General features: G+C 54.1%; 22 protein-coding genes. 6 read left to right on the plus strand and 16 right to left on the minus strand.

Going from position 1 to position 25,395, the window contains the following annotated elements; genetic code table 11:
- Positions 1 to 100: 100 nt before the first annotated feature.
- From dinF to RW65_RS05845, 3 genes are all read right to left on the minus strand, one after another.
- The gene (dinF, locus tag RW65_RS05835; RefSeq protein ID WP_039055743.1) at positions 101 to 1,435 is read right to left on the minus strand and encodes an MATE family efflux transporter DinF; all 1,335 of its coding nucleotides are present in this window, start codon (positions 1,433 to 1,435) and stop codon (positions 101 to 103) included.
- 75 nt (positions 1,436 to 1,510) lie between these two features.
- Positions 1,511 to 2,125: a transcriptional repressor LexA gene (gene lexA, locus RW65_RS05840; RefSeq protein WP_039055744.1), complete on the minus strand. Its 615-nt coding sequence runs from the start codon at positions 2,123 to 2,125 to the stop codon at positions 1,511 to 1,513.
- 109 nt (positions 2,126 to 2,234) lie between these two features.
- Complete coding sequence (locus RW65_RS05845) at positions 2,235 to 2,603, minus strand: diacylglycerol kinase (protein WP_039055745.1); 369 nt, start codon at positions 2,601 to 2,603, stop codon at positions 2,235 to 2,237.
- 130 nt (positions 2,604 to 2,733) lie between these two features.
- On the opposite strand from RW65_RS05845, the gene plsB reads away from it, so the two are divergent.
- Positions 2,734 to 5,157 (plus strand): glycerol-3-phosphate 1-O-acyltransferase PlsB, encoded by a 2,424-nt coding sequence (gene plsB / locus RW65_RS05850; protein WP_039055746.1) that lies wholly within the window; start codon positions 2,734 to 2,736, stop codon positions 5,155 to 5,157.
- A gap of 41 nt (positions 5,158 to 5,198) precedes the next feature.
- On the opposite strand, the gene ubiA is transcribed toward plsB, so the two are convergent.
- From ubiA to malK, 5 genes are all read right to left on the minus strand, one after another.
- Positions 5,199 to 6,071, minus strand: a complete 873-nt coding sequence (gene ubiA, locus RW65_RS05855) for a 4-hydroxybenzoate octaprenyltransferase (protein ID WP_039055747.1) — start codon at positions 6,069 to 6,071, stop codon at positions 5,199 to 5,201.
- A 13-nt stretch (positions 6,072 to 6,084) separates the two neighbouring features.
- Positions 6,085 to 6,582 (minus strand): chorismate lyase, encoded by a 498-nt coding sequence (gene ubiC / locus RW65_RS05860; protein ID WP_039055748.1) that lies wholly within the window; start codon positions 6,580 to 6,582, stop codon positions 6,085 to 6,087.
- A gap of 181 nt (positions 6,583 to 6,763) precedes the next feature.
- Positions 6,764 to 7,711 (minus strand): maltose operon protein MalM, encoded by a 948-nt coding sequence (gene malM / locus RW65_RS05865; RefSeq protein WP_039055749.1) that lies wholly within the window; start codon positions 7,709 to 7,711, stop codon positions 6,764 to 6,766.
- A gap of 108 nt (positions 7,712 to 7,819) precedes the next feature.
- Entirely contained in the window at positions 7,820 to 9,136 is a 1,317-nt protein-coding gene (locus RW65_RS05870) for a maltoporin (protein WP_039055750.1), read from the minus strand.
- 72 nt (positions 9,137 to 9,208) lie between these two features.
- Entirely contained in the window at positions 9,209 to 10,318 is a 1,110-nt protein-coding gene (gene malK, locus RW65_RS05875; protein ID WP_039055751.1) for a maltose/maltodextrin ABC transporter ATP-binding protein MalK, read from the minus strand.
- A gap of 369 nt (positions 10,319 to 10,687) precedes the next feature.
- Here malK and malE point away from each other — a divergent pair, with 369 nt between their 5' ends.
- The 3 genes from malE to malG all read left to right on the plus strand — a co-directional run bounded on the left by malE (position 10,688) and on the right by malG (position 14,393).
- Positions 10,688 to 11,878: a maltose/maltodextrin ABC transporter substrate-binding protein MalE gene (gene malE / locus RW65_RS05880; protein WP_039055752.1), complete on the plus strand. Its 1,191-nt coding sequence runs from the start codon at positions 10,688 to 10,690 to the stop codon at positions 11,876 to 11,878.
- A 66-nt stretch (positions 11,879 to 11,944) separates the two neighbouring features.
- Positions 11,945 to 13,489: a maltose ABC transporter permease MalF gene (gene malF / locus RW65_RS05885; protein WP_039055753.1), complete on the plus strand. Its 1,545-nt coding sequence runs from the start codon at positions 11,945 to 11,947 to the stop codon at positions 13,487 to 13,489.
- Between the two features lie 13 nt (positions 13,490 to 13,502).
- On the plus strand, positions 13,503 to 14,393 hold the full coding sequence (gene malG / locus RW65_RS05890; RefSeq protein ID WP_039055754.1) for a maltose ABC transporter permease MalG: 891 nt from the start codon (positions 13,503 to 13,505) through the stop codon (positions 14,391 to 14,393).
- A 79-nt stretch (positions 14,394 to 14,472) separates the two neighbouring features.
- Here the strand turns inward: malG and psiE are convergent, their stop codons facing one another.
- Positions 14,473 to 14,883, minus strand: coding sequence for a phosphate-starvation-inducible protein PsiE (gene psiE / locus RW65_RS05895; RefSeq protein ID WP_039055755.1), 411 nt, complete (start codon positions 14,881 to 14,883; stop codon positions 14,473 to 14,475).
- A gap of 148 nt (positions 14,884 to 15,031) precedes the next feature.
- On the opposite strand from psiE, the gene RW65_RS05900 reads away from it, so the two are divergent.
- Positions 15,032 to 15,493: an acyltransferase gene (locus RW65_RS05900; RefSeq protein WP_039055756.1), complete on the plus strand. Its 462-nt coding sequence runs from the start codon at positions 15,032 to 15,034 to the stop codon at positions 15,491 to 15,493.
- A 30-nt stretch (positions 15,494 to 15,523) separates the two neighbouring features.
- Here the strand turns inward: RW65_RS05900 and RW65_RS05905 are convergent, their stop codons facing one another.
- The 7 genes from RW65_RS05905 to pgi form a co-directional block, all read right to left on the minus strand.
- Positions 15,524 to 17,620: a YjbH domain-containing protein gene (locus RW65_RS05905; protein ID WP_039055757.1), complete on the minus strand. Its 2,097-nt coding sequence runs from the start codon at positions 17,618 to 17,620 to the stop codon at positions 15,524 to 15,526.
- 2 nt (positions 17,621 to 17,622) lie between these two features.
- On the minus strand, positions 17,623 to 18,360 hold the full coding sequence (locus RW65_RS05910; protein ID WP_039055758.1) for a capsule biosynthesis GfcC family protein: 738 nt from the start codon (positions 18,358 to 18,360) through the stop codon (positions 17,623 to 17,625).
- Entirely contained in the window at positions 18,360 to 18,995 is a 636-nt protein-coding gene (locus RW65_RS05915; RefSeq protein ID WP_039055759.1) for a YjbF family lipoprotein, read from the minus strand. The genes RW65_RS05910 and RW65_RS05915 overlap by 1 nt, the downstream gene beginning before the upstream one ends.
- A gap of 64 nt (positions 18,996 to 19,059) precedes the next feature.
- Positions 19,060 to 19,302, minus strand: a complete 243-nt coding sequence (gene yjbE, locus RW65_RS05920; RefSeq protein WP_007372406.1) for an exopolysaccharide production protein YjbE — start codon at positions 19,300 to 19,302, stop codon at positions 19,060 to 19,062.
- An 810-nt stretch (positions 19,303 to 20,112) separates the two neighbouring features.
- Entirely contained in the window at positions 20,113 to 20,292 is a 180-nt protein-coding gene (locus RW65_RS05930) for a hypothetical protein (RefSeq protein ID WP_039055761.1), read from the minus strand.
- Complete coding sequence (locus RW65_RS05935; RefSeq protein WP_231564362.1) at positions 20,289 to 20,966, minus strand: hypothetical protein; 678 nt, start codon at positions 20,964 to 20,966, stop codon at positions 20,289 to 20,291. Before RW65_RS05935 ends, RW65_RS05930 begins: the two co-directional genes overlap by 4 nt.
- Before the next feature lie 994 nt (positions 20,967 to 21,960).
- The gene (gene pgi / locus RW65_RS05945) at positions 21,961 to 23,610 is read right to left on the minus strand and encodes a glucose-6-phosphate isomerase (RefSeq protein ID WP_039055764.1); all 1,650 of its coding nucleotides are present in this window, start codon (positions 23,608 to 23,610) and stop codon (positions 21,961 to 21,963) included.
- Positions 23,611 to 24,018: 408 nt separating this feature from the next.
- Between pgi and lysC the strand changes: the two genes are divergently transcribed.
- A complete protein-coding gene (lysC, locus tag RW65_RS05950; RefSeq protein ID WP_039055765.1) occupies positions 24,019 to 25,368 on the plus strand; it encodes a lysine-sensitive aspartokinase 3 in 1,350 nt (449 codons plus the stop codon).
- Positions 25,369 to 25,395: the final 27 nt, after the last annotated feature.

The raw sequence follows: 25,395 nt of genomic DNA on the forward strand, positions 1-25,395 counted from the left end.
TTCGGAATCTTTACCCAATCAGTTACCTTAAAACAGCGTAAATGAGACAAGGTAATTAGCGGCATATTACGGATTTTTAGGCTGTTTCAGGAAAGACTTATCAGGAATGATCTGCGGCTGAAAACCAGCTGTTGTTGCGCCAGTGACGTCGCCACAGCAGCGCCAGCGTCAGCCCGCGCAGGGCCAGAAAAACCGCCAGCGACAACCACAGCCCGTGGTTACCCAGCACCGGGACGCTTAGCAGCGTCACGGCAAATCCTGCGGCGGCAATGGCCATACTGTTACGCATTTCGGCAGCGCGCGTCGCACCAACAAACATGCCGTCCAGCAAATAACACCACACGCCCACCAGCGGTAAAATCACCTGCCAGATAAGATAGTGCCCGGCAAGCTGCTGTAACTCAGGCAGCGAGGTTAACAATGCGATGATCTGCTGACCCGCCAGCGCATACACGGCGGCAAACAGTAGCGCCACCAGCCCCGCCTGGCGACATGCTGCACGCCAGATACTCTGCAGCTGGCTGCCGTCCCGTGCGCCGTAAGCCTGCCCGGAGTGCGCTTCAACGGCGTACGCAAAACCGTCCAGTGCATAGGCGGTAAAGGTTAAAAACATCATTAATACTGCGTTTGCCGCCACCGTCTCGGCTCCGAGGCGCGCACCGAACACGGTAATCGAACCAAAGCACAGCTGGAGCAGCAGCGAGCGCAGCATGATATCGCGATTCAATGCCAGCAAACGCCGTACCCCGCCGCGCCATGCCTCTGTTAGCAGACGCAATGAAATACCGCGCATGGCCAGTACGTGACGCACCATTACGATGCCAATGGCGAAGGTGGCGTATTCCGCGATCACCGTGGCAAGCGCAGCGCCCTGCACATTCATCTGCAGCCCCATCACCAGCCATAGATCGAGGATGATGTTAAGCAGGTTACCTACCACCAGCAAGATCACCGGCGCGCGTGCATACTGTACGCCGAGCAGCCAGCCCAGCAGCACCAGATTGCCCAGCGAGGCAGGGGCACTGAGCCAGCGAATCTCCAGAAACCGCCGCGCCTGCGCCAGCACCGCTTCGCTGCCGCCGGTGATATGCAGCGCGACATTAATGAGCGGCCCGCGTAGCAGAATAATCAGTACGCCGAAGCCCAACGCCAGCAGCAGAGGTTGAACCAATGCGCGCGCCAGCGCTGGCGCATTTTTCGCGCCGCTGGCCTGTGCGGTTAGCCCGGTGGTGCTCATGCGCAGAAAGAGCAGCAGCATAAACAGAAAGCTGGTCGCCGTTGCGCCAATGGCTACGCCGCCCAGGTAGACCGGGCTATCGAGATGACCAATCACCGCCGTATCTACCAGCCCCAGCAGCGGAACGGAGATATTGGAGAAGATCATCGGCAGCGCAAGCCGCCAGAGCGCTTTATCAGCGGCGGTTAATAGCGACATGGCGTTAAGGTTTATGCGGGAGAAGAGAAGATCGCTGCGGAGCAGGCATGCGCGCCGCAGCAGAGCAAACGGGCGTTACAGCCACGCGCCATTGCGAATGACGCCAACCGCCAGCCCTTCAATGGTGAAGTTTTGGTCGCGCAGATCGACAACGATGGGTGAAAAATCGCTGTTTTCCGGCAGCAGTTCAACGGTGTTACCCTGTTTTTTCAAACGCTTGACGGTCACTTCGTCTTCAATACGTGCGACGACAACCTGGCCGTTACGCACATCCTGGGTTTTATGCACCGCCAGCAGATCGCCGTCCATAATACCGATATCGCGCATCGACATCCCGCTAACGCGCAGCAGGAAATCCGCATGCGGTTTAAACAAGCCCGGATCGACCTGATAGTGACCTTCAATATGCTGCTGCGCGAGCAGCGGCTCGCCCGCAGCAACGCGACCAATCAGCGGCAGGCCAATATCGTCCTCTTCTTCCAGCAGCAGACGCAGACCGCGCGATGCGCCAGAAACAATTTCGATAACCCCTTTGCGCGCCAGCGCTTTAAGGTGCTCTTCCGCTGCATTTGGGGAACGGAACCCCAGCTGCTGTGCGATTTCCGCACGCGTTGGTGGCATACCGGTTTGAGTGATACGATCGCGAATAAGGTCGAACACCTCTTGCTGCCTGGCCGTTAATGCTTTCATCCCGCCCCCTGGGTGTATATACAGTTATGCTGTGAGTATATACAGCTAAAGGTGATTTTGGAATCAAATTTGAGCAAAAAAGCAGGCGCCATGGTGAATCCGCGAAGCGCTACCCAAAATGAGACCAGAGCAGAGAGACCCAGGTAAACAGCGCCAGCAGGATAGACATCAGCACCGCCGCCGAGCCCATATCCTTCGCGCGCCCGGAAAGTTCGTGGAATTCAGCGCCAATGCGGTCCACTACCGCTTCGATAGCGCTGTTGAGAATTTCAACAATCATCACCAGCGATACCGAACCAATCAGTAATACGCGCGTAATAACATCAATATCCAACCAACAAGCGATTATAATTGCCACGGTAACCGCAACCGCTTCCTGGCGAAATGCCGCTTCATTAATCCATGCGGCGCGAACGCCCTTCCAGGAATAACCGGCAGCTTTAACTATCCGGGTAAATCCGGTGGTATTATTGGCCATTAAAAAGAACCTTTTAATCAAATTGGCGTCAATGTCTCAGCAAGCGCGCAGCGGTACAACAGAAATTATTCACGCTTTCTGATATCCTTGCGGCGCAATGGCACTATTAACCAGAGGCTTTACATCTTTTATGTCCGGCTGGCCACGAATTTACTACAAATTACTTAATTTACCATTAAACGTGTTGGTAAAAAGTAAGTCGATCCCCGCAGAACCTGCACAGGAGCTGGGTCTCGATACATCACGTCCTATCATGTACGTGCTGCCTTATAACTCCAAGGCAGATTTAATGACCTTGCGCGCGCAATGTCTGTTACATGAATTGCCCGATCCTCTGGAACCGCTGGAAATCGACGGCGCTTTGTTGCCGCGCTACGTGTTTATTCACGGCGGACCGCGCGTGTTCACCTATTACACGCCGAAAGAAGAGTCGATCAAGCTGTTCCACGACTACCTGGATTTACACCGCAGCCATCCCGATCTGGATGTGCAGATGGTGCCAGTATCGGTGATGTTTGGCCGTTCACCCGGTCGCGAAAAAGGCGAGATGAATCCGCCGCTGCGGATGCTCAACGGCGTGCAGAAATTCTTCGCTGTCTCCTGGCTTGGCCGCGACAGCTTTGTGCGTTTCTCGCCGCCGGTTTCCCTGCGCCGTATGGCGACGGAGCACGGCACCGATAAAATCATCGCCCAGAAGCTGGCACGTGTAGCGCGTATGCACTTTGCCCGTCAGCGTCTGGCGGCCGTTGGCCCGCGCCTGCCCGCACGTCAGGACTTGTTCAATAAGCTGCTCTCTTCCAAAGCGATTGCCCGCGCCGTCGAAGATGAAGCGCGCAGCAAGAAAATCTCCCACGATAAAGCGCAGCAAAACGCGATTGCGCTGATGGAAGAGATTGCCGCCAACTTCTCCTACGAGATGATCCGCCTGACGGACCGTATTCTGGGTTTCACCTGGAACCGTCTCTATCAGGGCATCAACGTAAATAATGCCGAGCGCGTACGCCAGCTGGCCCACGATGGCCACGAAATTGTCTATGTGCCCTGCCATCGCAGCCATATGGACTATCTGCTGCTTTCGTACGTGCTCTATCATCAGGGGCTGGTGCCGCCGCATATCGCCGCCGGTATCAACCTGAATTTCTGGCCCGCCGGGCCGATTTTCCGCCGCCTGGGCGCTTTCTTTATTCGCCGCACCTTTAAAGGCAACAAGCTCTATTCGACGGTGTTCCGCGAATATCTGGGCGAGCTGTTTAGCCGTGGCTATTCGGTGGAATACTTCGTTGAGGGCGGCCGTTCGCGCACCGGGCGTTTACTCGATCCGAAAACCGGTACGCTGTCGATGACCATCCAGGCGATGCTGCGCGGCGGCACGCGTCCGATCACGCTGGTGCCGATTTACATCGGTTATGAGCATGTGATGGAAGTGGGCACCTACGCGAAAGAGCTGCGCGGCGCCACGAAAGAGAAAGAGAGTCTGCTGCAGATGGTGCGTGGCCTGAGTAAGCTGCGTAATCTCGGCCAGGGCTATGTCAACTTCGGCGAACCGATCCCGCTGATGAACTACCTGAACCACCATGTTCCCGAATGGCGCGAGTCGATCGACCCAATTGAAGCCATTCGCCCGGCGTGGTTAACGCCAACGGTAAACAGCATTGCCGCCGATCTGATGGTGCGTATCAACAATGCCGGTGCGGCGAACGCCATGAACCTGTGCTGTACCGCACTGTTAGCCTCTCGTCAGCGTTCGCTGACCCGTGAGCAGCTTACCGAGCAGTTGACCTGCTATCTTGAGCTGATGCGCAACGTGCCCTACTCCCCGGATTCGACCGCGCCTTCGGCCAGCGCCAGCGAGCTGATTGATCACGCGTTGCAAATGAATAAGTTCCAGGTCGAAAAGGACACCATCGGCGACATCATTATTCTGCCGCGCGAGCAGGCGGTGTTGATGACTTACTACCGCAATAACATTGCCCATATGCTGATGCTGCCGTCGCTGATGGCGGCGATTGTGACCCAGCACCGGGCGATTTCCCGTAGTGAGATTCTGCGTCACGTCGAGCTGCTCTATCCAATGTTGAAAGCCGAGCTGTTCCTGCGCTGGGAAAAAGCCGAGCTGGCACAGGTGCTGGAGAATTTGACCCAGGAGCTGCTGCGCCAGGGCCTACTGACGGCGAAAGAGGATCGGCTGAGCATCAATCCGGCCCACTCCCGTACTCTGCAGCTGCTGGCGGCGGGCGCGCGTGAAACCCTGCAGCGTTACGCCATTACCTTCTGGCTGCTGAGCGCTAACCCGGCTATGAACCGTAGCTCCCTTGAGAAAGAGAGCCGCACGCTGGCGCAGCGCCTGTCGGTGCTGCACGGCATTAACGCGCCGGAGTTCTTCGATAAAGCGGTGTTCAGTACGCTGGTATTGACCCTGCGCGATGAAGGCTACATCAGTGATACTGGCGATGCGGATCCGGCGCGCACCTTGGGCGTCTACCAGATGCTGGCGGAGCTGATTACGTCGGATGTACGTTTGACGATTGAGAGCGCGACGCAAGCAGAAGCATGAGTGCCATATTCCCCTCTCCGTAAGGAGAGGGGAAACGCGGATTACAGATGCAGATAACTCACTGCCAGACCTAAAAACAGCACCAGCCCGACATAGTTATTGTTCATAAAGGCTTTGAAACACGCCTCCCGCTCGCGACCGGCGATCAGCTTTTGCTGATAAACAAACAGCCCACCCGCAATCAGCACCGTCACGTAATAGATCCCACCAAGGCCGTTCAGCCAGCCAATGCTTGCCATCAGTACCAGCACGGCGACCTGCAAGATACCGATAATCAGCTTGTCAAAACGACCAAACAGAATCGCCGTAGACTTAATACCAATCTTCACATCGTCGTCGCGATCAACCATTGCGTATTGTGTGTCATAGGCCACCGCCCACAGGATATTGGCGAGGAACATAATCCAGCAGCTCAGCGGCACCGATTCGCTGACCGCCGCAAAGGCCATCGGAATTGACCAGCCAAACGCCGCGCCGAGCACCACCTGCGGCAGGTGGGTATAGCGCTTCATAAAGGGATAAACCCAGGCCAGCGCCAGCGCCGCGACGGAGAGCAGAATCGTCATCATATTCAGCGTCAGCACCAGCGCGAAGGCCAGCAGTACCAGCACAACAAACAGCACGCGCGCTTCATTTTCCGTGACCGCGCCGCTGGGCATCGGTCGATTGGCCGTGCGTTTTACGTGGCCGTCAAATTTACGATCCGCGTAGTCATTAACCACGCAACCGGCGGCGCGCATCAGCCAGACGCCGGCGACAAACACCAGTAAGATCCACAGCGGCGGTACGCCCGGCGTCGCTACCCATAGCGCCCACAATGTGGGCCACAGCAGCAGCAAAGCGCCAATTGGTTTGTCCGTACGCATAAGCCTGTGAAAGGCCAACAGCTTAGTCTGCGTGAGACTCCACTCCATTTCCATATTCCTCTTAATACAGCGGTGACGCGGGCAAAAACAGTTCGGTCAGCATCAGCGGTTTACCGCCCAGACGCAGGCGAGAACGGCGGCCCCAAAGCTGCTGATGACGACCAATTTCAATAAAGTCACGCGTAAGCGTAGATGAGGTGAAGAGATATCGCCCAAGTGGCGTTTTGCCCAGGGTTTGTAACGCAAGTTCCGGCCCGCTCAGCGTGGATTCAGGCACCACGGTTCGCCCGGCAAGCCAGGGTTCGCCGTCGGCGCAAAGGATAATTTCCCGCAGCCAGTAACGGCTCTCCATCGGCAGGCTGTCGCGTTCTTCGGCGATCTCATCCACCGTAACAAAGCCTTCCTGAATCAGCGTTACGCTGACGGTTTTGCCCTGTTGTTCAAAACGTTTGGTCATTGAATCTTCCAGCAACAGCCAGTCAAGCAGTTGTGGTTCAAGCGCGGGGATTGCGTCTAAGTAGCGCAGCGCACGCAATTGCGTAAGCGCAGGGTGTGACATGCCTGACTCTCCGGTACATAACGTAACATTATTGTATCGCAGAACCGGGATGGCGGGCGGGGAAACTTCATTCCGTTTTCATCAGCGCAACAGGTGAGCAACGACGTAACGTGAGGAAGTGAAAAAAAGGTGCGTCAGGCGACGCACCAGTTGCTGCAAGTATCAACATTGCGGGGAGAGATTACCCCTTGCCTTTTACACTGCTGATAAAAGTGGCGCGGGCGGATTTCGACCCGAGGCGTTCTGCTTCATTGAGTAATTTCAGCGCCTTATCAATATCGCCCTTCGCAGCGGCTTGTTTGATGGCCTGGTTAAAATAGCTCTCCGTATCGTTGAGCATCGGCTCGCTCTTCGCCGCTGGCGCAGCAGGAGCAGGTGCCGCAGCGGGGGCGGCTGCCGGTTGCGGGCTGGCGACCGGCGCGGCTGTGTTACCGACGGTCACTGATGCGGGCCCTGAAGAACCAAACAGCGGGCCTACCAGAATACTGGAAGAGGATGACGTGCTGGCTTTCAACGCCAGCGAACCTGTTTCAGCATGGCGGGCAATCGGATCGGGAATAGCCGGCACGGCATTGCCATTGCCTTTGGCATACGCTTTGGCGGGATCGACCATCTGCGTCGTTTGCTGCAGATCTTTATGGGTGGTAAAGACCAACAAATAGAGCTTCTGCTGCCCCAGCGCCGGGGTCAGTTTCATCACGCCTTCTAAACGGTTATCCGACATTACACCCGGCTCTTGATAGGCAAAGAAGCTGGAGGGAAAAAACGCCGCCGGGGTGAAGTTTTGATCGAGAACCAGCACGTTAGGCGCGTAAACGCTCTCATTATTCACTTTGCTGGACAGGGTAATATTTAACTCGCCGATATTCGCCGGCACACTATAGGCCATCACCGGGCCGGTAATATCACCGGCATTCAGTCTCTGGCCGGTTGCGGCGATGTCGCTGGTAAGGGTTTGCGAAGGCGAAACCGGCGTCCAGTGCAGTTGTTGCAGTGCCGAAGCGGGAATCGATGGCGCAGCAGAAACATCCTGCGGCACGATATTAATAGCAGCCATGCTGGTAGCGGGTGCCGCCGCCAGCAGCCCTGCCGATAAGCAGAGCGCGATCAGACTTTTTTTCATTTTCATTCTGATTACCTTGATTGCGAGGTGAGCGTTAGCCAGGCAATAGCGCGCGTCACCTAAGATAGAGGGGCTTACGCCCCTCGATTGGTCATGACAGTGGGTATTAAAGGATTACCACCAGATTTCCATCTGGGCACCGAAGGACCACTCATCGTTGTCGCCACGGCTGGAGGTACCAAACTGCGTAATGGTGTTGTTGCTGGCAGCTAAGGAAGTGGTGTTACCGTCAGCATCCTTTTTCACGTAGCCCCATTTTTCATCCCATTTCGCATAGGTTGCGAAAATACGGATTGCCGGACGAGACCAGATGCTGTCGCCAGCCTGCCACTGTTGGGCAAGGGTGATTTTGTACTGGCCGTTACGATCGCCGGTCTGCTGAGACTTGACGTTATCGTAGCCCACTTCCATCAGGGTGCTCATGATCGGCGTCCATTTGTACATCGGACGAACGCCCACGGTATACCAGGTGGTGCCTTGTTTATTGTCGCGATCGATATCCTGATACATACCGACGTACATCAGGTCCCATTTATCGGAGAGGTTGATTGCGCCGTGGTCAAGAATACGCACCAGGCTGCCATCATTATCCACCGCGCCGCCGCGTGACTGACCTTTACCCTGGGAGGTCATTGAGTCAGTGCCGTACTGGACCACAAACTTGTTGTAGCCTTTCATCATGCTCTGGGTGTGTTCTGCGGTGAACAACCAGCCATCTTTTGACGCGCCGGGTTGCAGATAATAGTCATCAGGAATGTTGGTATGACCATAATCAACGCCTAATTCCAGCATGCCGTCCGGGTTGATCGCCATCTGCGCTAAACGTACGTCAAAAACATCGTTTGGCACGACATGGTTATAAGTACGTACACCGTTAGAATCACGATCGCCAAAGGCCGATGAACCGCCTAATTCTGAAGAGCGCGTGGCGGCCAGGGAGAGTTTACCGATACCGACGTCGATATTTTCAAGGCCTGCGCCCGGACCGGAGATATCCCAGTAGTAGAAGTCGATCATATGCACGTCGTGGCGCTGATAGAAGCGTTTACCGGCCCAAATGTTGGCGCCTGGCAGGGAATCGATCAGGTTTTTACCCACCACGTTGAACTCGCGAACCGCTGGTACTTCGTTGTTTTCCCAGTCGTTCAGCTGCCCCGATTTGTAGGCGATGTTGGAATCGAAATAGAAGCTTTTATCCGCATCTTTCCAGACTTCCTGGCCTAATTTAATTTCCGCATAGGTTTCGCATTCGTTACCGAGACGGTATTTAGCTTCTGCCCCGGTTACCCCGAAGCATTGCTGTTCGCCGCCGCTGCCGGTCCAGCCAATGCCCGAACGTGCGTAACCTTTGAAATCGACAGCGCCCGCGTGGGCAGACAGAATGCCTGCCGTGATGGCGAGAGCCAGTGGTAGTTTGCGCAGAGTAATCATCGTTCTATCTCCTGACATGCTTTTCTTATTGCACGTCGCCCGCCAGGGGTCGGTGCAGTTTTTTTGGAATGCTTAAACGCCGGGTTCTTTATGTAACCGGCGGCATGCGGTGCCATCTTCACGGAAAAGATGGCAGCGCTCCGGCGGCAAGCCGATGGCGAATGTGGCACCCTCTTCTACCAGCACCACGTCGGTCTGGCGGTAAACCAGGTTCTGACGTATTGCGGGGATCTGGATATGAATTTGTGTTTCGTGACCAAGCTGTTCGACGACCTGAACAATGCCTTCCAGCGTGACATCGGCGATATCGCTGGGCAGCAGATGTTCCGGGCGAATACCTAACGACATATTCGCGCCGACATGCACGTTGGCGCTGTCCACCGGCAGCCAGACGTGCTGGCGGTTGGGCAACTCCACCTGAACCTGTTCAATCGCGGTGGCGGTCACTTTGACCGGCAGGAAGTTCATCTTCGGCGAGCCGATAAAACCGGCAACAAAGCGATCCGCCGGGTAGTGATAAAGTTCCAGTGGTTTACCGACTTGCGCCACGCGACCGGCGTCGAGGACGACAATTTTGTCGGCCAGCGTCATCGCTTCCACCTGATCGTGGGTAACGTAAATCATCGTGCGGCCAAGACGCTTGTGCAGACGGGAGATCTCAATACGCATCTGCACGCGCAGGGCGGCATCAAGGTTGGACAGGGGTTCGTCGAGTAAGAAGACGCGGGGTTCCGCCACCAGCGTACGGCCAATCGCCACGCGCTGACGCTGACCGCCGGAAAGGGCTTTCGGTTTGCGATCGAGCAAATGCCCCAGCTGTAGCACTTCCGCTACCTGCGTGACGCGCGATTTAATCATCTCTTTTTTCGCGCCCGCGAGCTTAAGGCCAAAAGACATATTTTCCGCGACGGATAAATGCGGATAGAGCGCATAGGACTGAAACACCATGCCGATACCGCGTTCGGCGGGAGGAACCTCATTCATACGGGTATCGCCAATGAGCAAATCCCCGCTGGTAATGGTTTCCAGCCCGGCAATCATGCGCAGCAGCGTTGATTTACCACAGCCTGACGGACCGACAAACACCACGAATTCGCCTTCGTGAATGTCGAGACTGATATCTTTCGATACCACCACATCGCCCCATGCTTTCGTTACATTACGCAGCTGTACGCTGGCCATGCCCCTCTCCCTTGTTACAACCTGTCACCAACAGAAACATTCAAGTGCGCTGACTATGGGGCATCGATCCGGCGGGCGAATCCTCCACCCCCCTGGTTTTTTGTGGGGGAGGAGACGGGAGGATGAGAACAACGCCTCTGCCCCCTGAACGGGCGGCCGGTAACGTTTTTCGTGATGGGTCCTACAAAAATCGGCACTTTTTTATGTGCGCTGACACACATATTGAAAATCTCTGTAACAGAGATCACACAAATACCCCCTGGGGCGTAGGGCTCAGGAGGATGAGAAGCGCTTGCCAACAAAGGAGACTAACGGCCGTCGAACCACCTTGAGCGTATCCACGAGCACAACACCTAAAGGACGGGATATATGAAAATCAAAACAGGCGCGCGCATTCTCGCTTTGTCCGCAGTGGCAACGATGATGTTTTCCGCCTCTGCCCTCGCCAAAATAGAAGAAGGTAAGCTGGTTATCTGGATCAACGGCGATAAAGGCTATAACGGCCTTGCCGAAGTGGGTAAAAAATTCGAGAAAGATACCGGCATTAAAGTCACCGTTGAACATCCGGACAAACTGGAAGAGAAATTCCCGCAGGTTGCCGCGACCGGCGACGGCCCGGACATTATTTTCTGGGCGCACGATCGCTTTGGTGGCTATGCACAATCCGGTCTGCTGGCGGAAGTGACGCCGGACAAAGCCTTCCAGGACAAACTGTTCCCCTTCACCTGGGATGCCGTTCGCTACAATGGCAAGCTGATCGCCTACCCGGTTGCCGTTGAATCCTTGTCGCTGATTTATAACAAAGACCTCGTACCGAACCCGCCAAAAACCTGGGAAGAGATCCCGGCGCTGGACAAACAGCTGAAAGCGAAAGGTAAGAGCGCGTTGATGTTCAACCTGCAAGAGCCGTACTTCACCTGGCCGCTGATTGCCGCCGATGGCGGTTACGCCTTTAAATTTGCAGACGGCAAATACGACGTGAAAGATGTCGGCGTTGATAATGCCGGCGCGAAAGCGGGCCTTGGCTTCCTGGTGAAGCTGATTAAAGACAAACATATGAATGCCGACACCGATTACTCGATTGCGGAAGGGGCGTTCAATAAAGGTGAAACCGCGCTGACCATTAACGGGCCGTGGGCGTGGGCCAACATCGATAAGAGCAAAATCAACTACGGCGTTGCGCCGCTGCCGACCTTTAATGGCAAGCCTTCTAAACCGTTCGTTGGCGTACTGAGCGCGGGCATCAACGCCGCCAGTCCGAACAAAGAGTTGGCGAAAGAGTTCCTCGAAAACTATCTGCTGACGGATCAGGGTCTGGCGGACGTCAACAAAGACAAACCGCTGGGCGCGGTTGCGCTGAAATCTTACCAGGATGAACTGGCGAAAGATCCGCGTATCGCCGCCACCATGGCAAACGCGAAAACCGGCGAAATTATGCCGAATATCCCGCAAATGGCCGCCTTCTGGTATGCAACACGTACCGCGGTTATTAACGCCGTTAGCGGTCGTCAAACCGTCGACGCTGCCCTGAAAGACGCGCAGGGTCGTATTACCAAGTAATGTAGTCCCCTCACCCTCCCTTGTATGGGGAGGGTGAATGCTCAAACGTTGTAAAAGGAAATCCCCATGGATGTAGTGAGAAAACGCCACTGGTGGCAAAGCCCGCAGCTTACGTGGGCGGCCATAACTGTTGTTGGGCTAATGGTGGCTTACCTTATCGTTATGATGTATGCCCAGGGGGAATACCTTTTCGCCATCACCACGCTTATCCTCAGTTCAGCGGGTCTCTATATTTTCGCCAACCGTAAGGCTTACGCCTTGCGCTATGTTTATCCGGGTCTTGCCGGGATGGGCCTGTTTGTCCTGTTTCCGCTAATCTGTACTATTGCCATCGCCTTTACCAACTACAGCAGTACCAACCAGCTCACTCAGGAACGCGCGCAGCAGGTGCTGCTCGACCGCTCCTATCAGGCAGGTAAAGCCTATACCTTCGGCCTTTACCCGCAGGGTGACGCATGGCAGCTGGCGCTGACGGATGACGCGAGCGGTAAACACTATCTTAGTGAGACGTTTAAACCCGGCGGCGAACAGCAGCTGGCCTTAAAAGAGGCGGATGCCCTGCCCACGGGCGAGCGTGCCAGCCTGCGTATCATTACGCAAAACCGCCAGGCGTTGAACCAGTTAACCGCACTCCTGCCCGATGACAGCAAGGTGGTAATGAGTTCGCTGCGCCAGTTCTCCGGTACACGCCCGCTATACCAGCTTGAGAAGAACGGCACATTAACCAATAACCAGAGCGGCGCAAAATACCGGCCGAATAATGAGATGGGTTTTTTCCAGGCGATTAACGCCGACGGTAGCTGGGCCAGCGAGAAGCTCAGTCCGGGCTATACCGTGACCATCGGCTGGGAAAACTTCGCCCGCGTCTTTACCGATGAGGGCATTCAAAAACCCTTTATTGCCATCTTTATCTGGACGGTGCTCTTCTCCATTCTCACCGTGGTGCTGACGGTTGCCGTGGGCATGGTGCTAGCCTGCGTGGTGCAGTGGGAGTCGCTGAAAGGTAAAGCGATATACCGCGTGCTGCTGATTCTGCCTTATGCGGTGCCGTCGTTTATTTCAATTTTGATCTTCAAGGGGCTGTTTAACCAGAGCTTCGGTGAGATCAATATGATGCTCAACGCGCTGTTTGGTATTAAGCCCGCGTGGTTTAGCGATCCGACAACCGCCCGGGCGATGATCGTGATCGTCAATACCTGGCTCGGTTATCCGTACATGATGATCTTGTGCATGGGGCTGTTGAAAGCGATCCCCGACGATCTGTATGAAGCGTCGGCAATGGACGGCGCAGGACCGCTGCAAAACTTCTTCCGTATCACCTTCCCGCTGCTGATCAAGCCGCTAACGCCGCTGATGATCGCCAGCTTTGCATTTAACTTTAATAACTTCGTGCTGATCCAGCTGTTGACCAACGGCGGCCCGGATCGCATTGGCACCACCACGCCTGCGGGCTACACGGATTTGCTGGTGAGCTACACCTACCGCATCGCCTTTGAAGGAGGCGGTGGCCAGGACTTTGGGCTTGCCGCCGCTATCGCCACGCTGATTTTCCTGCTGGTGGGCGCGTTGGCTATCGTCAACCTGAAAGCCACACGCATGAAATTCGATTAAGGAGGACGAGATTATGGCTATGGTGCAGGCGAAATCGCAAAAGCTCAGGCTGTTTACTACCCATTTGTTTTTGCTGGTGTTTATTGCCGCCATTATGTTCCCGCTGCTGATGGTGATCGCCATTTCACTGCGTGAGGGCAACTTCGCCACCGGCAGTTTAATTCCCGAAACGATCTCCTGGGAGCACTGGCGACTGGCGCTGGGCTTTAGTGTTGAACACGCCGATGGCCGCGTGACGCCGCCGCCGTTCCCGGTACTGCTGTGGCTGTGGAACTCGGTGAAAATCGCCAGCATTACCGCCGTCGGCATTGTCGCGCTTTCCACCACCAGCGCGTACGCCTTTGCCCGTATGCGTTTTCGCGGCAAAGCGACGCTGTTAAAAGGGATGCTGATTTTCCAGATGTTCCCGGCGGTTCTTTCGCTGGTGGCGCTGTACGCCTTGTTTGACCGGCTCGGGCAATATGTGCCGTTTATCGGCCTCAATACCCACGGCGGGGTGATCTTTGCGTATATGGGCGGGATTGCGCTACATGTCTGGACGATTAAAGGCTATTTCGAAACCATCGATGGCTCGCTGGAAGAAGCGGCCTCGCTGGATGGGGCAACGCCGTGGCAGGCGTTCCGCTTAGTGCTGCTGCCGCTGTCGGTGCCGATCCTCGCGGTGGTGTTTATTCTCTCCTTTATCGCCGCGATTACGGAAGTGCCTGTAGCCTCGCTGCTGCTGCGCGATGTAAACAGCTACACGCTGGCGGTGGGGATGCAACAATATCTCAACCCGCAAAACTACCTGTGGGGCGATTTTGCCGCTGCGGCAGTACTCTCCGCCATTCCAATTACGCTGGTTTTCCTGCTGGCACAACGCTGGTTGGTTAACGGTCTGACGGCGGGCGGGGTAAAAGGTTAATTTTCATCGTTGTTATTGTCACTGCACCCTCAACTTATCTTGTGAAGTCGTTGGCGGCCCTGAACAGGCCGCCCTTTTTTTATTCACGTTTTAGTCGGTTCGAATTGCACAGCCACAGCGTGATCACCAACAGCAGGATCGCCGCCGAGTAGATCAGCACATCCATCGGTGACTGGTGATCGATAATGATCAACCGCACAATCGCGGTAATGCCAATGTAGATAAAGTAGCGCAGCGGAAAGTGAAACCCGGACTGAAAGTATTTCACAATCAGGGCGATAAACTCGAAGTAAAGAAAGTAAACCACCAGCCCTTCTACCAGCGCATACTTGCTGGTTTGCACCGGCGTAAACAGTACATCCGCCAGATGCAGCGTCTCTTTACCCAGAAAAACCATCAAAATCAGACCAAGACTCAACAGACCCAGATTGAGCACGGTCTGCAAGAGGGTCGAAATAAACTCCACGCGCGGCTTTGTTAGGGATGTCATAGCGGCACCTCATAATAAGTAATAAAGAGTGTGTATATCGCAAAATTGTGATCTGGATCTACATTTTTTACTTATATTTTATGAAGCAGCGTGATGACATGATGCGTTGGCACCGCCTTTTCTCGGTAATTCCCTTTAAGGAGCGATAATGACCAACGCCGCTTTACGTCAGGCCGCTGTACGCAATGTCACCTGTGGCGAAAACGTAGTGATTTATGAACCCGCCAATCTCTACGACTGCAGCCTGGCGGATGGTGTTTTTGTCGGCCCGTTTGTGGAGATCCAGGGGCACACGCAGGTGGGCAAAGGGACCAAAATCCAGTCGCACAGTTTTATCTGCGAGTACGTGACGATCGGCGAACGCTGCTTTATCGGTCATGGGGTGATGTTCGCCAACGATATGTTTCGCAGCGGCAAGCCGGATCCCGACCGTAATAGCTGGTGTCGAATTGTGATTGGCAATGATGTGTCGATTGGCAGCGGCGCAACGATTCTGGCGGTAACGATTGCCGATGGTTGTGTTATTGGCGCAGGCAGCGTGGTGAGCAAATCGATAACGGAGAAAGGGGTGTATGTGGGAAATCCGGCGCGGCTGCTGCGCCGGTTATAGCGAGAAACTCTCCCCAAACGGGGAGAGGGATTACTGGAAGTTAATAGTTTTGTCGCTGGTCATGTTATAGAGCTCGAACTTACGCCCCAGTTTCTGACCGCCGTCACGGGTCAGCGGCGTCCAGCCAATACCGGCGCGGCTGCGGGTCGGGCCAGTGCTGAAGAGATCAAGCGGCACCGAAATGTACACCCCTTTGGTGAAGCTCCCTTCCCCGTACTGCGCCGCAGAGACGTTAGTTTTGGTGGCATATGCACCAACGACAACGCCGCTGTCAAAGTGCTTCGACACATCCAGGGTCACGCCTTTATCGCCCGCCAGATATTGCCCGACGCTCGCTTTCACCAGTACGTTTTCAGCAAACCATGGCGTCCAGTAAGCGGTGAAGTGGCCGGTTTTCACGCTGTAATCGGTGAATTTCATCATGTCCTGCGCGCTGCGCCAGTCACGCTGTTTCACGTAGTTACCGTCAAGACCAAACGCCCAATGCCCATCCACCGGCCGCCACAACAGTTCTGCACCGGCACCGCCATACATCGTTTCCAGGTAACCGGCATACACCTGACCATAAAAGTTGTTGCCCAGATACTGGAAGTAGTTCGCCTGCATGTTGTTGACGTAGATGTCGTTTTGCACATATTCACGTACGCGGGTACGCACGCGCGGCAACGCCGTATCCCTCGGCGGATTGGTGTAGTTAAATTTGTCGTAGTTGTTTTTCAGGTTGGCGAACAAGCTACCGGTGGTCAGCAGGTGATCCGTTAACCACAAGTCCGTCGTCGCCATTACGCCAAGCTGGTACATATAGAAGCCTTCGGGGCCACCGAGAGACTGGTTAAGTACCGGATCGATATGGAAGCCGAAGGAGGATTTATCGATATACCAGCCCTGTTCCGGTTTGTCCGGCACGATGGGCGTTTCACGGCTTTGTACCAGATCCGTATCCTGCCCCAGCGGTTCGCCTTCAAGGTGGCGCTTCAGGCTGGCGACATCCGTCTCGGTAGTGACGACCGGCATATGAAGACGATTCTGCGTCACGCGAATGGTGCGAATACCGTCCGGCAGATCGTTCATCACGATGCGGTTGGCGCGCAGCACCCCTTCCTGTGTATTACGGTATTTCACCTGCTCGCCGGTCACATACAACGTATCGCCTTTCACCTGGAGCTGCGGGTCAGCAAGGCCGGCGTTGTACTTCAGTAAGGTCAGCTGGTTGGCGACCACCGAGTGCTGCAGGATGGCATCCTGCGGCTGCGGCTGATATTTCGGCCGCGCGTTATCATTAAACGACGGGCGCAAATCATTCAGGTTATTGCGCAGGGTAAAGCCGAACATCCAGGTATTGCCGCGCTCATAGCTGAGGTTGATGTCGGCCCAGTCCGAAACGCGGTAAATAGCCCCGACGTTGACGTTGCTGCGCTGCGGCAGTTTACCGGCATAATCCTGCTGGTAGTTGTTGCCTTCATATTCCACTTTTAACCGCAGCGGATTCCACGGCGTTTGATACTCAACCCCGCCAAAGAGCGACGTCGGTCCACGGAACATCTGGCTGGTATCCGTCGAACCGGCCATTTTGTTGCGGGTATCGCGCACACAATATTTTGCATCGTAGGAGCAGAGCGGGTTTTTAATATTGCCGCTGGTGCCGAGATAGCCCCAACCGATCCCGAGTGAGAAATCGAACGGCCCCCAGGCTTTGTTCGCCACCAGAAATTCGCCGTCAAAAAGCCCGGTACCGCCGATATCACGGGCGCCAACGGACACTTCCGGTAGCCAGAAGCCCTCTTGCCACAGCCGCAGTTTCAAATCGAAGGCTTTATCTTTATAGGACTGATCGCCGGAGAAGGCATCAACGGAGCTGTATCTGCGCGTGCGCACGTCGGTATAGCGCAGGGTGGTTTCCAGCCAGGGAAAGAGCTGCACCGAACCGGAGTAGTAGCGATACTGTTTATTATCGCGGTAGTTGAGGCTTAATTCGCCATCGCGCGACATACGCGCCGTCGGCGTTTGTAGCAGACCGACGCCGCCGAAATCCGACTGCGAAGGGCCAATCGGATCCGGATAGGTTTCAGCGTGACAGGCGGCGCTAATTCCCAGCGCCAACAGGCTTATGACAAACGATGTTTTCATTATTATTCCGGTATCCGATGCGTCAGGGACTGAAGAATGTCGGCATTGAGCTCGTCATACTCGTTGCTCCACAAACCCGGTGCGAAACCAACAAAAATCACGCTGCCGGGCATCGGCTCTACGTGGCGTCGGTTCCAGTAGCCTACCGGTACCTTTTGCGTGCCGCCGTTGGGATAAATCACCCAGGCATAGCTGCGATCCGCCCCGCTGAGCAGGCTCATATCATCCAGGTAACTCACCACATCCCGACCGGGCGTAAACACCTTCTCGCCGGGGCTGCTGATAAGCCCCACCACGGTGATAGTGGTCGGCTGCGGGCCAACCCACAGCGTGTATTGTCCGTCTAACGGACGATTGGCGAGGCGGTGGGTGCGTAAGTAATCGGGATCCAGGCGGACAATTTGTCGGCCGGTGACTTTGATAGCCTGCAACTGCTGTTGTAAGGCGCGGATCGCGGCGGCGCTGTTGCCGCTCTCATCGGCGGCAAGGAGACCGAGCCGCGCCAGTAACGCCTGGTGGCGCGCCTGTTCCACCGCCGTCGCCTGACGTTCGCTGACCACCGCACCTGGCCACCAGCTATCCGCCAGCCGGGGCTGGCCGACCAGATCCAGCAGATGCTCGGCATTGGTTAAGGTTTTGGGTTTGCTTTCGCCCTGCAGGTAAACATCCACGGTACCGACAGAGAACGCCAGCGGAGAAATAAGGGTGAGTAATAGCGGAAGAAGTGTGATTTTTTTCATTATTTCGCCGCCTTAATCAGGGTGGTTTTCACCGGGAACCAGGCCGCGCCAAGATACTGTTCCGATTGCCGGATAACCCCTTGTTCATCTACCCAATAACGGTTGCGCCAGCTCTTCTGATCGGTCGACACCTCTTCATCAAGAATACGTACGGGTGTGACATCGTTTGCCAGCCTCACCGTGTCGGTGCCGTTCCAGCGGAAGACGGAACGGGCCGTGGCGTAGCGCACCTGCTTGTGTTCCGTCCAGCCCATTAAGCGCGTCCAGCTTGCGCCATCGACAATTTGATTCGGCTTCGCCAGCGGATCCGCCGCCAGATTATTCATATCCAGCAGGTTATCGCCGCCGAAGTGGGTTTTTACGATGCGGTAGTTTTGCGTAACGATAGTGGCCTGATCCTGCGTCACCCATTTTTGCTGCCCGTTTTCATCGAAAGCGAGCACCACAAAGAGTTGCGGGCCGTTATTTAGCTGCATGTACTGGCTGGCATAGGGCATATTGAGAAGTTCGTCGTCCGTGAGCTGCACGCCCGGTACGCCGAATACGCTTTCCCAAAGTGAATTGCCGAGGCCTTTGATATGGCCTGAACATGCCTGAAGGAGCAGGCAAATTAAAATGATACCAGGTCGCTTCACGACTCTTCTCCGAAAGGGGCGAAATAACCACACCGAAGTGTGGTTATAGTTAATGTACCCGCTATTACTGGGTACTTGTGGTCGTAGTGGTCGTGGTTCCGGTATTGGAACCATCGCCGCCACCGGTTGCCGCCAGAGCGACACCCACCGCAGAACCTACGGTGCTGACGCTCGTCGCCGCGGAGCTACCCGCAGAGACAGAGGTCGCTGCCGACCCTGCTGCTTCACCAATTTGCACCGGTGCCGCAAAAGCAGAAGTCGCCGCAAGCGCGGATATGGCAAAAATGCCATACAGGACTTTTTTCATATCAATTTCCCTTCATTGAATGAATGGAGATTTACCTGAAAGAATTCAGGCGCTATCGAGTATACACAACTCAAGCGCCGGGTTTACGCATCGGGAAATAGCGGGGAAGGTTTTCGGAAAAATGGTAACGCACGTTTATAAATAACTGCAAAATTAATAAATGCAATATAAATCAAATAATTAAATAAAGATAAAATAGAGACACAATAAGGCTTGTCCTAAAATCTTTAGCCACTCCAGATACGCCTGTACCCTTTTTCGGATAAACCTTATCGCGAGCAACAACGATGCTATCGAAATAATCTGCCCGGTTTAGCTTAAAAATATCAATATTGGATTTCGTTATAATTATGAGCGAATTTGCCAGACATATAACCATGTGGGAATTGAGCCGGGCTGGCATTCCAGCCTGCAACAACAAGTAAGACTACTGAGGCGATGAGTTAAGAGTCCTCCGGTAGGGTTGTAGAAGGTGATTCGCGCTGGAAAATACACGGCGTACCGGTGGCCGGGCTCAGCTTGCAGGAAAGAATACTGTTGCAGCTTTGTGCGTGGGACAAAGTTGCTTTGACGTTGCCAAATGGCTCTAGCAACAACGTTTCACGTGAGGTCTGGAAGCAGCTTATCAGAAACGGAATAGAATATTTTCTCCCAGGCTTGGCGCACAATATCCGTAGAAGACACGGCGATTTCCGCAAACAGTGCAAACTACCGAGCAGTTCCTTTGGGAATCCACTTATACCCTTAAGTACCTGATCAGCCCTGTCGGTAAGGTAACGGGTATTCTTTATCATGAATAGCGAACATATATTATATGATTCTCGAAACAAGCCAGATAATAAACACGGTAAAAAGTGCAGCGACATTCCAGGCATAATCAGGCCAGAATTTACCGCCCAAAGCTGCAACGCTGAGGATTAAAACAGCACAAACAATAATGCCAACCAGTAGCCGGAGCTGAAAACGAAGCCATTTTTTTAAAAAATTCATCGAATTATCCGCAGAATAGCAGCTGTAATTTCGTCATCGGAAGAAATGATCCGGTTTAATGATGGATTTCTGCTAATAACAGGTTCTATCAAAAAATACAGCATTTCCAGTTTCTCAGCATAAAGCGCCTGATAATAAATAGCATTCTGTTGCTTAATCCTGTCGGCAGCGTCAGCAGCCTTTTGAATATAGGCATACCAGCCAGTAAGCGTGACGGCCACGAGGGAATATCTTAGAACTGCACGATCAACAGAAACGCTTATACCAAACGAATAACTCGCGGCGGTAGTGATGGCTGCCGCCAGAGCCTGGTTAGTCCAGGAAGCCGACACAATATTCGCGCCACCTTCGACAAGTGCACTTTCTATACGGCGCAAGCGCTCCGGCGTCAGATTCTGAAGCAATAAATCAACATAAATCCGAATCATTTTTTGAATGACATCACGCTTATCAAGTAGGCCGAAAATATTCTCGGCAAAGCGTACATCCTCCGCTTTTTGCTTTACGCACACCTCACGATAGTTTTTTGTAAAGCAACTCGCATAGAACGCAAGGCGAGTCATTCCGTCTTGAAGATTCACTCCCTGTTTAATCACTTCATCACGAACACCGGCAACGGCACGATCAAGAACTAATGCGAGATGCCTGTCCGCCTGCATTTTGCTGACTATCATCGAATTCGTGTACATTTCTGCGACTGTTTTAATCCATGTCAGTTATATGTGCTCTATTTTATTGCTGATCTGAAACAGGATGAAAGAACATAAAAATGATTATGTTGCTTATAGAGGCAAATTTTGCAAAAAAACCGTATCTTAGTGAAGTCACTTTTTCTGGTCACGTCGCCCGTAACGCCAGACTGAATGCCGGCAGGGTGACAACAGCCCTGAGCCACATCCGGTTTGCCCTTTTCATAGAGCGTTTCGCTATAGATATCCCGTACCTTGTCATACCGTTTATTATCTTGTTCCAGGAAGACTTCCACTGCTTTTTTAGCTGTCGCCTCCAGCGTGTTATCAGGTCCCAACTGGATATACTGATCGGAGCCCCCTGCATGCTAGCTCCGCGCCTTTGAAGGGAGTTACGCGACAGCCGCGCGTACCATAATTTTCGATATCTAAAATGCCCCCTGGAAAGGCGTTCTATAGCGTCACACTGTCAGCAGACGATTTTTATTGCGAGAACATGTCAGGCGCAAGCCTGGAACGGTCAGAGCTATAAACTCATCAAGGGCCCGTTTGTGAAGTGAAGTGGTGCTCAAAAATCATTAATATCCATTTTAAAAACATGTTAATGATCGCCAGAGTGACGACAGGTGCTGACCTGCTCTCCTTTTATTAACTACAGCGCTTGAGTCCTGGTTAAAGCACTTCAGTTTAGACTGGCACTGTTTTCAGGGAGGAGATCACCAACTTCTGAACTACGTTGTTGATCGCACTGGAGAATATAAAAAGTGAAGAGTTCGCTTTCCAGGAGTACTTGCAGTGGAAACATATTAATTCTGAGCAACGCGATTTAGTCGCAGCAAGTGAAAGCCTTTTTATTGCTCCCAGCATTACAGTAGACAAAGTATCTGCCCGATGTGTTACCAGGGAAATAAAAAAATGAAGGGTGAGATGATTTTGTTGAAAACAGCAAAAAAGCGCCGCCGAAGCGGCGCTCAAAGCATTAACCGCGCCAGGATTTGTAGCGGTTGATCAGCCCATTGGTAGAACTGTCGTGGCTGGCGATAGTTTTGTCATCGCCCAGTTCAGGCAGAATACGATTTGCCAGCTGTTTACCCAGCTCAACGCCCCACTGGTCAAAGGTGAAGATGTTGAGGATTGCGCCCTGGGTGAAGATTTTGTGTTCATACAACGCAATCAGCGCGCCGAGGCTAAACGGAGTAATTTCGCGCAGCAGGATAGAGTTGGTCGGGCGGTTGCCTTCAAACACTTTAAACGGCACCACGTGATTCAGAGTGGCCGGATCTTTACCCTGATCGCGATACTCCTGCTCAACGACTTCACGGGATTTGCCAAACGCCAGCGCTTCGGTCTGCGCGAAGAAGTTCGACAGCAGTTTCTGGTGGTGATCGGACAAGGCGTTATGCGTGATAGCCGGGGCGATAAAATCGCACGGCACCATTTTAGTGCCCTGGTGAATCAGCTGGTAAAACGCGTGCTGACCGTTGGTGCCCGGCTCGCCCCAAATAATTGGGCCGGTCTGGTAATCCACGGCGTTGCCATTACGGTCAACGTATTTACCGTTGGATTCCATATTCCCCTGCTGGAAATACGCGGCAAAGCGGTGCATATACTGGTCGTAAGGCAGAATCGCTTCGGTTTCAGCACCGAAGAAGTTGTTGTACCAGATACCAATCAGCGCCAGCAGTACCGGCAGGTTTTTATCCAGCTCGGTGCTGGAGAAATGTTTGTCCATGGCGTGTGCGCCAGAGAGCAACTCGACAAAGTTGTCGTAGCCTACGGAGAGAATGATCGACAGACCAATCGCTGACCACAGTGAGTAGCGACCGCCGACCCAATCCCAGAACTCAAACATGTTCGCGGTATCAATGCCGAACTCACCAACGGCTTTCGCGTTGGTGGAGAGCGCCGCAAAGTGTTTCGCAACGTGCTTGTTGTCACCGGCGGTTTTCAGGAACCAGTCGCGCGCGCTGTGGGCGTTGGTCATGGTTTCCTGAGTGGTGAAGGTTTTGGACGCAACCAGGAACAGCGTGGTTTCCGGGTTCACTTTTTTCAGCACTTCGGCGATGTGCGTACCGTCGACGTTCGAAACAAAGTGCATGTTCAGGTGGTTTTTATACGGACGCAGCGCTTCGGTGACCATAAACGGGCCGAGGTCGGAACCGCCGATACCGATATTCACCACGTCGGTGATCGGTTTGCCGGTATAACCTTTCCACGCGCCGGAGATGATCGCTTCCGAGAAGGCTTTCATTTTTTCCAGCACCGCGTTCACTTCCGGCATTACATCTTTGCCGTCAACGATAATCGGCGTATTGCTACGGTTACGCAGCGCGACATGCAGCACGGCGCGATCTTCGGTGCGGTTGATCTTCTCACCGGAGAACATGGATTTGATTGCGCCCGCCAGATCGGTCTCTTTGGCCAGCGCCAGCAGTTTGTCCAGCGTCTCCTGAGTGATGCGGTTTTTGGAGTAATCCACCAGCATCAGATCGTCGAAGGTTGCGGAGAATTTGCTAAAACGGTCGCCCTCTTTCGCGAACAGTTCCGCGATAGTGACGTCCTTCATGTCAGCGTAGTGTTTTTGTAATGCCTGCCAGGCAGAGGTCTGCGTTGGATTGATGTTTTTCATAGCAATACTCTTCTGATTTGAGAATTGTGACTGCCGTCGATTGTAGCGCCTGCCGGGGAAAATTGTGATGGTTTTTCTGTTGGCTCGCCACTGAGGCGGGCAGGGTACCGCACAAAAACGCTGCATTTATGTACAACATAAGTCATTTTACTAATCGCAAAAGCCCCATGAAAAATCCGCATAATCCCGGCGTTGACAGCATGCCCGGTGAGCCTTTATTTATAGACGCTCTCTTTGCGTATCCATGTTCCCGGTCAAACGTTTTATGTCCTCGAAGCTTAGGCGCTGCGGGCAGGCAAGGTGGAGCATTCGGGGGAAATCGTAGCGGTTTAGCACTCTGCGCCCCTTATTATTGCTCTTCCCTTGCGCCATGGCTGAATGGAGAATCCCCCCTGACACGAGGTTTTTATGACGAGTTTCGTTGTCGCCAAATTTGGCGGCACCAGCGTTGCCGATTTTGATGCCATGAACCGCAGTGCGGACGTGGTGCTTTCCGATACCAGCGTTCGGCTGGTTGTGCTTTCCGCTTCCGCAGGCGTAACAAATCTGCTGGTGTCGCTGGCCGAAGGGCTGGAGGCCAGCGAGCGTTTCGTCAAGCTCGACGCTATCCGTAAGATTCAGTTCGATATCCTTGAGCGTCTGGCAAACCCGGCGGTGATCCGCGAAGAGATCGAACGTCTGCTGGAAAATATCACCACCCTGGCCGAAGCCGCATCCCTTGCCACCTCTACCGCGTTGACCGACGAACTGGTGAGCCACGGCGAGCTGATGTCGACGCTGCTGTTTGTTGAAGTACTGCGCCAGCGCAGCGTGCAGGCGCAGTGGTTTGACGTGCGTAAAGTGATGCGCACCAGTGACCGTTTCGGCCGTGCCGAGCCGGATGTCGCCGCACTGGCTGAACTGGCCGGGCAGCAGCTCGCTCCGCGCCTGCATGAAGGATTAGTGATTACCCAGGGGTTTATTGGTAGCGAAGCCAAAGGCCGCACCACCACGCTTGGCCGCGGCGGCAGCGATTATACCGCCGCGCTGTTGGGCGAAGCGCTCAATGCCACCCGCGTCGATATCTGGACTGATGTTCCCGGTATTTACACCACCGATCCGCGCGTGGTGCCAAGCGCGAAGCGCATTGATGAAATTGCCTTTGAAGAGGCGGCCGAGATGGCGACCTTTGGTGCGAAAGTGCTGCACCCGGCAACATTACTCCCCGCCGTACGCAGCGATATTCCGGTTTTTGTCGGCTCCAGTAAGGATCCTAAAGCAGGCGGCACGCTGGTGTGCAATAAAACCAGCAGCCCGCCGCTGTTTCGCGCGCTGGCGCTGCGCCGTAAGCAGACTCTGCTGACGCTGCACAGCCTGAATATGCTCCACTCCCGCGGATTTCTTGCGGAAGTGTTCGGCATCCTGGCGCGTCACAGTATCTCTGTTGATCTGATCACCACCTCGGAAGTGAGCGTGGCGCTGACGCTGGATACCACCGGTTCAACGTCGACGGGCGATACGTTGTTAACCCAGGGGCTGCTGACGGAGCTCTCTTCGCTGTGCCGGGTGGAAGTGGAAGAGGATCTGGCACTGGTGGCGATTATTGGCAACGAATTGTCGAAAGCCTGCGGTGTCGGTAAAGAGGTATTCGGCGTACTCGACCCGTTCAACATTCGCATGATTTGCTATGGCGCATCCAGCCATAACCTCTGCTTCCTCGTGCCGGGCAAAGAGGCTGAGCAAGTGGTGCAGAAACTGCACCATAATCTGTTTGAATAACGACCGTCAGGTTAAAGGCTACAAAAG

Origin of the sequence: Enterobacter sp. Bisph1, from assembly GCF_000814905.1 — a bacterium.
Classification (GTDB): domain Bacteria; phylum Pseudomonadota; class Gammaproteobacteria; order Enterobacterales; family Enterobacteriaceae; genus Kosakonia.